Annotated in this window: 9 protein-coding genes; 2 read left to right on the top strand and 7 right to left on the bottom strand. The window is 68.9% G+C overall.

The annotated features are described in order from the left end of the window. Positions 1 to 100: 100 nt before the first annotated feature. The 3 genes from ACWCO2_RS15680 to ACWCO2_RS15670 all read right to left on the bottom strand — a co-directional run bounded on the left by ACWCO2_RS15680 (position 101) and on the right by ACWCO2_RS15670 (position 2,648). Entirely contained in the window at positions 101 to 874 is a 774-nt protein-coding gene (locus ACWCO2_RS15680; RefSeq protein ID WP_450128424.1) for an SDR family NAD(P)-dependent oxidoreductase, read from the bottom strand. 107 nt (positions 875 to 981) lie between these two features. After that, entirely contained in the window at positions 982 to 1,683 is a 702-nt protein-coding gene (locus ACWCO2_RS15675; RefSeq protein ID WP_450128423.1) for a hypothetical protein, read from the bottom strand. 335 nt (positions 1,684 to 2,018) lie between these two features. Further along, complete coding sequence (locus ACWCO2_RS15670) at positions 2,019 to 2,648, bottom strand: TetR/AcrR family transcriptional regulator (protein ID WP_450128422.1); 630 nt, start codon at positions 2,646 to 2,648, stop codon at positions 2,019 to 2,021. 96 nt (positions 2,649 to 2,744) lie between these two features. On the opposite strand from ACWCO2_RS15670, the gene ACWCO2_RS15665 reads away from it, so the two are divergent. After that, positions 2,745 to 3,947: an MFS transporter gene (locus ACWCO2_RS15665; protein WP_450128421.1), complete on the top strand. Its 1,203-nt coding sequence runs from the start codon at positions 2,745 to 2,747 to the stop codon at positions 3,945 to 3,947. Between the two features lie 18 nt (positions 3,948 to 3,965). Here ACWCO2_RS15665 and clpB read toward each other — a convergent pair whose 3' ends face one another. Further along, positions 3,966 to 6,551, bottom strand: coding sequence for an ATP-dependent chaperone ClpB (gene clpB, locus ACWCO2_RS15660; protein WP_450128420.1), 2,586 nt, complete (start codon positions 6,549 to 6,551; stop codon positions 3,966 to 3,968). Between the two features lie 199 nt (positions 6,552 to 6,750). On the opposite strand from clpB, the gene ACWCO2_RS15655 reads away from it, so the two are divergent. Beyond that, the gene (locus ACWCO2_RS15655) at positions 6,751 to 8,313 is read left to right on the top strand and encodes an alanine/glycine:cation symporter family protein (RefSeq protein WP_450128419.1); all 1,563 of its coding nucleotides are present in this window, start codon (positions 6,751 to 6,753) and stop codon (positions 8,311 to 8,313) included. 204 nt (positions 8,314 to 8,517) lie between these two features. Here ACWCO2_RS15655 and ACWCO2_RS15650 read toward each other — a convergent pair whose 3' ends face one another. The 3 genes from ACWCO2_RS15650 to ACWCO2_RS15640 form a co-directional block, all read right to left on the bottom strand. Continuing rightward, positions 8,518 to 9,369 carry a YceI family protein gene (locus tag ACWCO2_RS15650; RefSeq protein ID WP_450128418.1) on the bottom strand — a complete coding sequence of 284 codons (852 nt, stop codon included), beginning with the start codon at positions 9,367 to 9,369 and terminating at the stop codon, positions 8,518 to 8,520. Between the two features lie 214 nt (positions 9,370 to 9,583). After that, positions 9,584 to 12,172: an MFS transporter gene (locus ACWCO2_RS15645; RefSeq protein WP_450128417.1), complete on the bottom strand. Its 2,589-nt coding sequence runs from the start codon at positions 12,170 to 12,172 to the stop codon at positions 9,584 to 9,586. Next, the gene (locus ACWCO2_RS15640; protein ID WP_450128416.1) at positions 12,169 to 12,660 is read right to left on the bottom strand and encodes a MarR family winged helix-turn-helix transcriptional regulator; all 492 of its coding nucleotides are present in this window, start codon (positions 12,658 to 12,660) and stop codon (positions 12,169 to 12,171) included. Before ACWCO2_RS15640 ends, ACWCO2_RS15645 begins: the two co-directional genes overlap by 4 nt. Positions 12,661 to 12,714: the final 54 nt, after the last annotated feature.

Raw genomic sequence — 12,714 nt, 5'->3', positions numbered from 1 at the left:
GCACCACGTGGATCCCGAAGGAGAGCCCTCGCGAGGCGAGTTCGCCGATCTTGGTCTCCACGTCGGCGAAGTCCTGCTTGACCGTGAACCAGCCGGTGCGTCAGGTGCGGCCGGGGACCGTGCGGGCGACGATCATGCGCTGGAGCTTCTGCGGCACCAGGCGGCCGATGGTGACCAGCGCCTTGTACTGCGCGCCCGGGATCGAGACGTCCTTGCCGCTGCGGAGATCCGCCAGCGCACCGTGGACCACCTGGTCGGCTTGCAGCCAGAACGCCTTGGGCAGGCGCCCCATCTCCAGCCCGGCCCGCTGGTGGAACTCGGTCTGGGTGAAGCCCGGGCACAGCGCCATGACCCGAACCCCGGTGCCGATCAGCGAGACCGACAGGCCCTGCGAGAACGCGGTCACGTACGCCTTGGTCGCGCCGTAGGTCGAACCGGCCACCGGGAAGAACCCGGCCACGCTCGACACGTTGATCACGTCGCCCCGGCCGCGCTCGCGCATGCCCGGCACGGCGGCGTGGGTCAGCGCGAGCACTGCGCCCGCGTTGACGTCCAGCTGCTTCTGCAGCTCTGCGGCGGGGGTTTCGGCGAACGAGCCGGCGGTGCCGAACCCGGCGTTGTTGACCAGCACGTCGACCGGCCGGTCGACGTCGGCGAGCCGCTGCTCGACCTTCGCGCGCTGCTCGGCGTCGGCGAGGTCGGCCGGCAGCACCTCGACGCGCACCCCGTGCCGGGCCTGCAGCCGGTCGGCGAGTTCGGAGAGCCGGTCGACGTCGCGGGCGACCAGGACCATGTCGTGGCCTTCGGCGGCGAGTCGGCGGGCGAACGCGCGCCCGATCCCCGCGGTGGCTCCGGTGACGAGTGCGGTAGGCATGTGCCCGAATTTACCGTGCGCCCGGCGCGGTGCGACCACACCCGTGAGCTCTTTGGGTGCCTATGGCAACCCGAAGTACTCACGGGACCTGACGTGCGAAAACGGCCTCAGCGGGCGGACTCGGAGGAGGTGGTTTCCGGCTCGACCGCGGTTTCCTCCTCGTTGGGGTCCGCGTCGAACGGGTCGATCAGGTCGGCGAGGTCGCCGAGGTCGCGCAGCAGGCGCTCTAGGCGGGCCGGGTCGGCGTTGCCCGGTTCCAGGGCGGCCAGGACCCAGTCGTCCTCCAGCCACACCACGGTGACGTCGGAGCCGATCTCCTCGGTGGCGTCCACCAGGTCCGGGGTCACCAGCGGCCGGGCCGCGGCCACCTCGGTGACGAACGCGTAGCGGGCGCCGACCGGGCCGAGCAGGTCCAGCTCGGAGTCCTGGGGCACCGGCACGTCGGGCAGCCACAGCTCGATGGTGGCCGGGGTCGCCCGGCGACAGCGCATGCCGACCAGCACGGTCGCCGACCGGCTACCGGCGTCGAGGTCCATCACGTAGACCTGGCGGCGGCCGTCGGAGGTGAAGGTCGAGCCGGCGACCACGTCGGTGGCCATCGGGCTGCCGTACTGGGCGAGCGCGCCGCGCTCCCAGCGGGTCGGCAGGACTTGGTCCACCTCGGCGAACTGCCAACCGCGCAGCGCTGCCCAGCGCCGCCGTTCCCGGTTGTTCGAGACGCGCTGCGACCGGTCAGCGATCAGCAGCACGACGCCCGCGCCGATGGCGAGGACGGCGATGACGAACCAGAGCCACGCAGGGATGCCCACACTGCGCAGGGTAGTCCGATCACCGCTGAAGACGAAGATCACCTGGTGATCCAACGCGGATCCGCCCCATCGGTTGAAGTTGACCTGCGAAAACACGCGGGGTGGGGCGCGGCCGGGCGTTGCTTCCGACCGCGCCGCCGATCAGGCAGCGATCTGCTGCTCGATCCAGTCCCGGACTGCGGCCGGATCGGCGAAGACGATCGGCTCATCACCGCACGAAGAACCCGGTTCGGGCTTGGTCCCGTGACTGGTGACGCCGGGAATCGGCCCTGAACAGCAAAAACGCCCCAGACGAAGCCGGGGCGCAAGCGCAGACTCGACCTAGGACGACTAGATCAGGAGGCGGCGAGGTTGTCGCAGAGGGCTTGCCACTCCGCTCGGTCCGGGGCCGGGCCGGTGAGTTCCGGGCCGCTCGGGCGCAGGCCTTCGAGGATCAGGCCCAGGTAGCGGGAGCGGAGTTCGGCGCGGCGGTGCTCGGTGGTGGGCAGCCGCGGGTTGAGGTGCTTGAACAGCAGGACGATGTCGGTCCAGTCCACGTCCTCACGCAGCTCACCAGCCTGCTTGGCGGCGGTGACGAGCTCCTCGATCGCCTTCGCGCCGCGCTCGCGGAGGTCGCAGAACTCCTGGGAATAGACGTGCAGCGGGTCCATCGGCGGCAGCACCGTGCCGATGCCCGAGCCTTCCCGCAGGGACCGCCGCATGAACCGGACCAGGGCCGCCCAGGCGTCGGGCTCCTCGGCGCGCGCGCTTTCCGCCTCGTCGATCAGCAGCTGGAACGCGGCCATGCGCACCTGCTCGATCAGCTCGTTCTTGCTCGGGTAGCGGCGGTAGATGCTGGCCACGCCGACGCCCGCGCGCTTGGCGACCTCGGCCATCGGGGCGGCGAAGCCCTGCTCGGCGAACACGTCGCGAGCCGCCCGGATGACCAGGTCGTCGTAGTGCGCCTGCTTGCTCGGTGTGGTCATGACCACAGGATATCGCCGCGCCGGAATGATCCGTTCCGACATCGGGTTGGACCGGAACGGAATAATCCGTTCCGGTCTTCCGAGGATTGGACATCAATGACCACCACGGAACTCGTCCGGCCCCGCGCTGCGGCGCTGTCCCGGTCCGCTTCGTTCTGGTTCATCGGCGCGCTCTACGCCCTGTTCCTGATGGCGTCCACGGCACCGTCCCCGATGTACGCGATCTACCAGCAGCGATGGGGCTTCACGACCACCGTGCTCACCGAGCTGTTCGCCGTCTACGCGGTGGCGATCCTGGTCGCGCTGCTGATGTTCGGCTCGCTGTCCGACCACGTCGGCCGACGCCCGGTGCTCCTGGTCTCGCTCGCACTGGAGATCGTCTCGATGCTGCTGCTCGCGTTCGCGCCGAGCATCGGCTGGCTGTACGCGGGTCGCGTCCTGCAGGGCCTGGCGACCGGTGTGGTGACCAGCGCGATCAGCGGCTCGCTGCTGGATTTCCAACGCCCCGGCACGAACCGCGGAGCGCTGGTCAACGGCGTGGCCGGAGCGTTCGGCATGGCGCTGGGCTCGCTGATCGCCGGAGCGCTGGTGCAGTACGTTCCGGGCCCGACGCTGACCAGCTACCTGCTGCTCGTCCTCGGCTTCGCGGTGGCGATCCCCGGCGTGCTGGCCCTGCCGGAACCGGTCGCACACCGCGGCTCGCTGCGCGAGGTGCTGCGCCCGCAGCGCCCAACCGTCCCGCCCGGCAAGGGCGTGGCGTTCGCGCTCATGGCCACCACGCTGCTCGCGGCCTGGATCGTCGGCGGAATGTTCATGTCCCTGGGCCCATCGGTGGCCAAGGGAATGGTCCACGGCAGCCCGTACCTCATCGGAGGCGCAACAGTCGCGACCCTTGCCGGGTTCGGCGGCTTGTCCCAGCTGGTCCTGTCCAGCGTCGATGCCCGCCGCGCAGTGCGAATCGGCGGCCCGGTGATGATCCTCGGCTTGGCCGGGATCGCGACCTCGACTGTCGAGCACCAACCACTCGCCTTCTTCGCCGCAGCAGCCGTCTTGGGAACCGGTTGGGGCGTGATGTTCATGGGCGGCTTGCGAATGCTGACCGGCCTGGCCTCCCCCGAACAGCGCGCAGGCACCTCGGCCCTGATCTACGTGGTCGCCTACCTGTCAGCAGGAGTCCCCAGCGTCACCCTCGGCGTGGTCAGCACCTTCTTCGGCCTCACCACGGCAACGGTCGTCTTCGCCTCGGCAGCAGCCCTTTTCGCCGCAGCCGCCGTCGCTTCCACCTACGTCCGCCGCTGACCGATCCACTGTGGAGCGTCAGTTTTCGGCGGAGACCAAGAGGGACTCGTTGTCGTCCGCGGTGTCGACGAGGATCTTGTCGCCCTCCCGGATTTCGCCCGCCAGGAGCTTGCGGGCCAGCTGGTCTCCGATGGCCGATTGGACCAGGCGGCGCAGCGGCCGGGCCCCGTAGATGGGGTCGAAGCCGTTGAGGGCCAACCAATCCCGGGCCGCTGGCTGGACGTCGAGGGCCAGACGACGCTGGGACAGGCGTTGGGCGAGGCGGTCCACCTGGATGTCCACGATGGACGTCAGCTCCTCGGTGGACAGCGCGTGGAACACCACCACGTCGTCGAGGCGGTTCAGGAACTCCGGCTTGAAGTGCTTGCGCACCACCGAGAGCACCGCGTCGTCACGTTCCCGCTCGGTCAGGTTCGGGTCGGCGATCGCCTGCGAGCCGAGGTTCGAGGTCAGCACCAGGATCGTGTTGCGAAAGTCCACCGTGCGTCCCTGGCCGTCGGTGAGGCGACCGTCGTCGAGCACCTGCAGCAGCACGTCGAAGACGTCCGGGTGCGCCTTCTCCACCTCGTCGAACAGCACCACCGAGTAGGGCCGGCGGCGCACCGACTCGGTCAGCTGCCCGCCCTGGTCGTAACCCACGTACCCGGGCGGCGCGCCGACGAGCCGGGCCACCGAGTGCTTCTCGGCGTACTCGCTCATGTCGATGCGGATCATCGCGCGCTCGTCGTCGAACAGGAACCCAGCCAGCGCCTTGGCCAGCTCGGTCTTGCCAACACCGGTCGGGCCCAGGAACAGGAACGATCCGGTGGGCCGGTCCGGGTCGGCGACTCCAGCTCGGGTGCGACGCACCGCGTCGGACACCGCGCGCACCGCCTCGGCCTGCCCGACCACGTGGGCGCCGAGTGCTTCCTCCATGCGCAGCAGCTTCGTGGTCTCGCCCTCCAGCAGCCGACCGGCGGGGATGCCGGTCCAGGAGCTCACCACGTCCGCGACGTCGTCGGCGGTGACCTCCTCCTGCAGCATCGCCTTGCGCTCGGACTGCGCCGCGGTGGCCGCGTCGAGTTCCTTCTCCAGCTGCGGGATCCGGCCGTAGCGCAGCTCGGCGGCCTTGCCCAGGTCGCCGTCGCGCTCGGCGCGATCGGACTCGCCGCGCAGCTGCTCGAGCTGCGTCTTCAGGTCGCGGACGGTGTCGATGGACTCCTTTTCCTGCTGCCAGCGCGCGGTCAGCTCGGACAGCTTCTCGCGGCGGTCGGCGAGTTCGGCGCGCAGCGCCGCCAGCCGCTCCAAGGAGGCCGGATCGTCCTCTTTGGACAGCGCCATCTCCTCGATCTCCAGCCGCCGCACGGCGCGCTCGACCTCGTCGATCTCCACCGGCCGCGAGTCGATCTCCATGCGCAGCCGCGAAGCAGCCTCGTCGACCAGGTCGATCGCCTTGTCCGGCAGGAAGCGCGCGGTGATGTAGCGGTCGGACAGGGTGGCGGCGGCGACCAACGCGCCGTCGGTGATCCGCACGCCGTGGTGGACCTCGTAGCGCTCCTTGAGCCCGCGCAGGATCGCCACCGCGTCCTCCGGACTCGGCTCGCCGACCAGCACCTGCTGGAACCGGCGCTCCAGCGCGGCATCGGTCTCGATGTGCTGGCGGTACTCGTCGAGCGTGGTCGCGCCGACCATCCGCAGCTCACCGCGGGCCAGCATTGGCTTGATCATGTTCCCGGCGTCCATCGCGCCCTCGCCGCTGGCACCTGCGCCGACGATGGTGTGCAGCTCGTCGATGAAGGTGATGACCTGCCCGGCCGAGTCGGTGATCTCCTTGAGCACCGCCTTGAGCCGTTCCTCGAACTCGCCGCGGTACTTCGCCCCGGCGACCATCGAGCCGAGGTCCAGCGACACCACGCGCTTGCCGCGCAGCGATTCCGGCACGTCACCGGCGACGATGCGCTGGGCCAGGCCCTCCACGATCGCGGTCTTGCCGACACCGGGCTCGCCGATGAGGACCGGGTTGTTCTTGGTGCGGCGAGAGAGCACCTGCACGACGCGGCGGATCTCGGTGTCGCGGCCGATCACCGGGTCCAGCTCGCCCTTGCGCGCGCGGTCGGTGAGGTCCTGGCCGTACTTCTCCAGGGCCTTGTAGGTGCCCTCGGGGTCCGGACTGGTCACGCGCGCGGATCCGCGCACCTTGCCGAAGGCCTCGGTCAGCGCCTCGGGCGTAGCGCCGTGCTGCTTGAGCAGGTCGGAGACGCGTCCGCCTTCAGCTGCCAGGCCGACCAGCAGGTGCTCGGTGGAGACGTACTCGTCGCCCATCTCGGTCGCCAGCCGCTGGGCATGGGTGAGCGCGCGGACCGCGTCGCGGGACAGCTGCGGCGCTGACACCGTGCTGCCGCTGGCGGTGGGCAGCTTGTTGATCAGCTGGTCGAGCTCGCGGTGCACCGCCGACGGCTCGGCGCCGACCGCGGTGAGCAGCGGTGCGGTCACCCCGTCGCCCTGGGCGAGCAGCGCGCCGAGCAGGTGCGCGGGGCTGACGTCCGGGTTGCCGGCCACCGTCGCGGCCTGCACCGCCGAGGAGATCGCCTGCTGGGTCTTGGTCGTCGGGTTGAACGCGTCCATTCTCCACCTCGTCGCCGCTGGCTCCTACCAGGACATCTTGCCCTGCAACCGCCATGTCTACACAGATAACGGTAGAAAAGTTGAGCTGGTTCCGCTCAATCCTGGAACGTGATGCACACAACACGAACCGATCTCATTTTCGACGAATGTCACGAAGAAGCCTTGCCCGAAACATTTCACCCGTTTTAGCTAAATCGCCATGACCAATACGACAGCGCCGGACGGGCAACTCGTCCTGGCTGCCGAAGAGGGCGGCGCGCTCTCTGGCATAGAGAACGCGATCAACACCGTTTTCAACCCGATCTCCGAGGGCTTCTCCAACATCGTCTTCGGCGAGGTCACCGTCTTCGGCGTGACCTTCCCGTGGATCGTGGCCTGGCTGGTGATCGCCGCCGTGGTGTTCACCCTCGTCTTCGGGTTCGTGCAGATCCGCTCCTTCAAGCTGGCCATCGACCTGGTGCGCGGCAAGTACAGCGAGAAGGATGCGCCCGGCGAGATCACCCACTTCCAGGCACTCGCCTCGGCCGTTTCCGGCACCGTCGGGCTCGGCAACATCGCCGGTGTCGGCGTGGCGGTGACGGTCGGTGGAGCCGGCGCGACCTTCTGGATGGTCGTCTGCGGCCTGCTCGGCATGGCCACCAAGTTCGTCGAGTGCACCCTGGGCGTGCGATACCGCGAGATCGCGGCGGACGGCACCGTCTCCGGCGGTCCGATGCACTACCTGCGCAAGGGCATCGCCGAACGGTTCCCGAACGCGTTCGGCGTGACCCTGGGCAAGGTGCTGGCCGTGCTCGCCGCGGTCATGATCCTGTTCTTCGCCATCGCCGGCGGGAACATGTTCCAGGCCAACCAGACCTTCGCCCAGCTGCGCAACGTCACCGGCGGCGACACCGGCCTGCTCGGCTCCGACGGCGCGGCGCTGATCTTCGGCATCCTGCTGGCGGTGCTGATCGGCGCGGTGATCATCGGCGGCATCAAGTCCATCGGCGCGGTCACCAGCCGCCTGGTGCCGACCATGGGCGTGATCTACGTGGTCGCCTGCCTCATCGTCATCGGCGTCAACTACGACTCGGTGCCCAGCGCCATCGGCGATATCATCTCCGGCGCGTTCACCCCGGAGGCCGGGTTCGGCGGGCTGATCGGCGTGCTGATCATCGGTTTCCAGCGCGCCGCGTTCTCCAACGAGGCGGGCCTCGGCTCGGCCCCGATCGCGCACTCGGCGGTCAAGACCAGGGACCCGGCCACCGAGGGCATCGTCGCGCTGCTGGAGCCGTTCATCGACACGGTCATCGTCTGCACCATGACGGCGCTGACCATCGTCATCGCCAAGACCCAGTTCTGGACCGACGCGCAGCAGACCGTGCTCAACGGCGGGGACACCCCGGACGGCGTCACGGTCACCTCGGAGTCCTTCGCCACCGTGCTGCCGTGGTTCCCGTACGTGCTGACCGTCGCGGTCGCCCTGTTCGCGATCTCCACGATCATCACCTGGGGCTACTACGGCCAGCGGGCGTGGCTGTACCTGTTCGGCAAGAGCAAGACCCAGGAACGCGTCTACAACGTGGTCTTCTGCGCGTTCACCGTGGTCGGCTCGGTGCTGACCCTGGGCAGCGTGCTCGACTTCGCCGACGCGGTCCTGTTCGCGCTGGCGCTGTTCAACATCACGGGTCTGTACCTCCTGATCCCGGTGGTGAAGAAGGAGCTGTCGTCCTACAAGGCCAAGCTCCGCACCGGCGAAGTCCGCAAGACCGAGAAAGTCTGACGCCCGGGGAACGCGATTCCCCCGAAGTCCCGGACTTCCCCACGAACTCCGGTGTGTCAGACACCCGACACACCGGAGTTCGTCGTTTCAACCCGCCCTGTCCTCGTCCCGCCCAGCCCCAGGGAGACCACAGTTTCAATTGAAACTGTAAATCCCACCCACGACGGATCACAGTTTCAATTGAAACTGTGATCCTGCGCGGGGTCAGGCCTCGTGGACGGCTTGGATGTCGATCTCGACCTTGAGGGTCGTGCCGATCGCCGCGATTCCCGTCTGCAGGGCCTGGTTGAAGTTCATCGCGAAGTCCTCGCGGCGGAGCTGAGTCGTCGCAGCCGCCGAGGCGCGGGTGCCGCCCCACGGGTCCGGGCCGACACCGGCGAAGCGGGTGTCCAGGCGCACCGGACGGGTCACCCCGCACAGCGTCAGCTCGCCCTCCAGGTCCCAGCGGTCGCCGCCGCGCGGGCGCAGCGCCGTGGAGCGGAAGGTGATCTCGGGGTGGCGCTCGACGTCCAGGAAGTCCGCGTTGCGCAGGTGGTCGTCGCGCATCCCGTTCGCGGTGTCGATGCTGGACGCGACGATCGAAGCCTCCACTGTGGACGATTCGATCGGGTTGCCGATGCGGATCTCACCGGAGAACTCGTTGAACCGACCGCGAATGCTGCTGATCCCCAGGTGCCGCGCGGTGATCTGGATCGACGAGTGCACCGGGTCGATCCGCCACAAGCCCGGCGCAGGCAGATCGGCACCACCCGCACGGCGCAGCTCGACCTCGCCGAGCGTGGCCGCGGTTCCGTCGTGCACCAGCGTGGTGCGCGCTACCGGTTCGTGGCCCATCGCCGTGACGATCGCGGTGTAAGCACCGGCCTTCAGCCCGGTGGCGACCACCGAACCCTGCGCGTCGCCCTGCACGCGGGCGACCTGGGTGCCGGTGCCGTCGATGACGGTCAGCACCGCCTCCGGGACCGGCCAGCCGTCGCCGCCGCGCACGGTCGCGGTGACCGCACCCGCGCCAGCACCGACGCCGGTCGTTTCGACCTGCTGTTGGCCGAGGTCCATCTAGAACATCTCCTCAGAGCCTGTTTTCGAACTCATTTTGCGCAGCGGTGCAGGTAGCGGAACCTCAGCCGCGGCAGTGCCAGCGCCGTAAGCGGGCTAAGCGGCTACGCCGCTTCAAGACAAAGAACCAGGATCAACACACACGATCAGAGCGTGAAGATCGTGGGCGGGGTGGAGCGAACGGACCAGGGCGGCCCGTTCGCTCCACCGCTGCTCAGTCGGCTTCCGGGTAGCCGAGCTCGACATCGTGCGTGCTCGTCTCGCCGGACAGCTGCAGCGACGTGGCGACCGGCGGGTAACCGGTGGCGATCACCGTGTACTCGCCGTCGGGCAGGTCGGTGAACGTGTAGTTGCCGTCGACGTCGGTGGTCGCCGCGCCGACGACCGCGCCGCCGGAGTTGAGCAACGTCACCCGCGCGTCCGGCACCGCGACACCGAGGTTGGCCGACCGGACCACGCCGGTGAGCTGCGCGCCGTTCTGCAGCACGACGTCCGCCGTGGTCTGCTCGCCGTCGGCCACGGTCACCGAGTTGGCCACCGGCCGGTACTTCGGCGCGGTGACGGTCAGCGCGTACGAGCCGCCGACCAGGTCGGCGAACGCGTAGCGCCCGTCCGCGGTGGTCGCCGTGGTGGCCACGACCTCGCCGCGCACGTCGGTGAGCACGACCATCGCCCCGCCGACGCCGACACCGCCGACGTGCACGAGACCGGCCAGCTGACCGGCGCCGAGCAGCTGCACGTCGTGGCGCACCGGGTGCTCGCCGACCGCCACCATCGACGCGGTGGGCTGGTAGCTGCCGCCGGAGGCGATCAGCACGTAGGTACCGCCGTGGGTGACCGCCAGCCGGAACTGGCCGTCCTGGTCGGTGCGGGCCCGCTCGACCTGCCGCCCGTTGGCGTCGGTGAGGGTGAGCACGACACCGGCCACCGGACTGCCGACGGAGTCCTGCGCGGTGCCGTGCACGTACAGCCCATCGCCGCCGAGATCGCCCGCCAGGTGCTTGCCGTTCCGCTGCGGCGACACCGGCTCTGACCAGGCCTGCGAGCGCCTGTCCACAGAGTTGTCCACAGGCTCGGCGGCCAGTCGCACGGTGTCCGGGCTAACGCCTCCAACCTGCGAAGAACCGTTGGCCAGGGCGCCGGTCACCAACGAGTTGTCCACAGGACGAGTGGGGTTGTCCACAGCGTCCTCGTGCGCGGCCACCGCAACCGCCTCCTTTTCCGCGTGACTGTCGACCGTGGTCCGCAGCGGGGTCTCCCGCACGAACAGCACCGCCAGGAAGGTCACCACCGCGATGCAGGCGGAGATGAAGAAGATGTCCCCGATCGCATCGCCGTAAGCGGCGCGGACGACGACCTGGATCGGCGCCGGCAGGTGGTTGATGTCCAGCGAACCGCCGCTCTGGCCACCGGCCGCCTGCGCGGCGCCGGGGATCTTGGCCAGGCCCTGCACGATGTAGTCCGACACCTGGGTGGCCAGCACCGCGCCGAGCACCGAGACACCGGCCGAACCACCGAGGGTCCGGAAGAAGGTGACCATCGAGGTCACCGAACCCATGTCCCGAGCGCTGGTCGAGTTCTGCACCGCCAGCACCAGGTTCTGCATCAGCATGCCGACGCCGGTGCCCATCAGGAACAGGTAGATGCCGATCAGCCACAGCTCGGTCTGGTGGTCCATCGTGCTCAGCAACCACATGGCCGCGACCATCACGATCGACCCGGACACCAGGAACGGCTTGATCTTGCCGGTGACCCGCGAGATCACCTGACCGGAGATCGTCGAGGACAGGAACATCCCGCCGACCATCGGCAGCGTCATCAGACCCGCGTGGGTCGGCGTCATGCTGCGCGAGATCTGGAAGTACTGGCCGAGGAACACCGAGCCGCCGAACATCGCGGTGCCTACCGCGACGGTGCCGATGGTGGCCAGCGTGACGGTTGGGTTGCGGAACATCCGCAGCGGCACGATCGGCTCGCTGACCTTCGTCTCGATGATCACCGCGATGATCAGCGCCAGCACACCGCCGCCGACGTAGGCCGCGGTCTCGGGTGACCACCAGTCGAACGACTTGCCCGCCAGCGAAACCCACACCAGCAGCAAGCTCACGCCGCCGACCAGGAACAGCGCGCCGAACCAGTCGATCTTCACCGGCCGCTTGATGACCGGCAGCTTCAGCGTGCGGCCCAGCACGATGAACGCGATCACCGCGATCGGCACGGTGACCCAGAAGCACCAGCGCCAGCCCAGCCAGGACGTGTCCACGATGAGGCCGCCGACCAGCGGGCCGCTGACCGTGGCCACTGCGAAGGTGGCGCCGATGTAACCGCTGTAGCGGCCGCGGTCGCGGGGGGAGACCATGGCCGCGATCACGACCTGGATCAGCGCCTGCAGACCGCCCATGCCGATGCCCTGCAGGGCGCGGAAACCGATCAGGGTCTCCATCGACTGCGCGAAACCGCCGGCCACCGAACCGACCGTGAAGATCACGATGGCCAGCTGGTAGAGCAGCTTCTTGTTGAACAGGTCGGAGAGCTTGCCCCAGATCGGGGTGGACGCGGTGGAGGTCAGCAGCATCGCCGTGACCACCCACGTGTACTGCCCCTGGGTGCCGTTGAGGTCGGCGATGATGCGCGGCAGCGCGTTGGACACGATCGTCGAGCTGAGAATGGCGACCAGCAGCGCCAACATCAGCCCGTACATCGCCCGCAGGATCTGCCGGTGGGTCATCGGCGATTCATCGGCGGACCCGTGCGCATCCCGCCGGGCCGGTGCGTCTTGCACCTCCTCCGTCGAGCTGGTCATCGAGTTCCTTCCCTGGTCTCGGGGCCCGCGTGGCAGATCCCCTCGTCGATCGTGTAGCGGCGGATGTCGTCCATGGCTTCCCCCAGCAGCCGGGTGAGTTCGCGGACTTCCGCGTCCTCCCAGCCCTCCAGTGCGCCGGCGATCCACTCCGTCTTCTTGCGTTCGAGTTTGGCCACTGCGTGCTCGCCCTCCGGGGTGGCGCGCAGCAGCGACACCCGCCGGTCGGCGGGGTCGGGTCGTCGGCTGATCAGCCCTGCCTGTTCGAGCTGGCCCACCTGCCGACTCACCACGGAGGCGTCGACGACGCGGTGGTGGGCGAGGTCGGAGGCCCGGCATTCGCCGCGGAATACGAGCTCGGTGAGCAACCCGGCCGCGGCGTAGGGCACCTGATCAGCGAAGTGTCCTCGTTGTAGTGCGACCTGTTTGAACCCCATCAACGCCCGGAGCGGGCGGAGCAGTTCACCGCAGGTCTCGAGCTTCGGTCCCATGCGAACCCAATCCTTTAGTTGCTGCACGCAACCATAACCTCAATTGGTTGTAGC

Source organism: Saccharopolyspora sp. NPDC002376, from assembly GCF_053593195.1.
The sequence above is the reverse complement of the archived record's forward strand: the minus strand, read 5'-3'. Positions and strand labels throughout refer to the sequence as shown.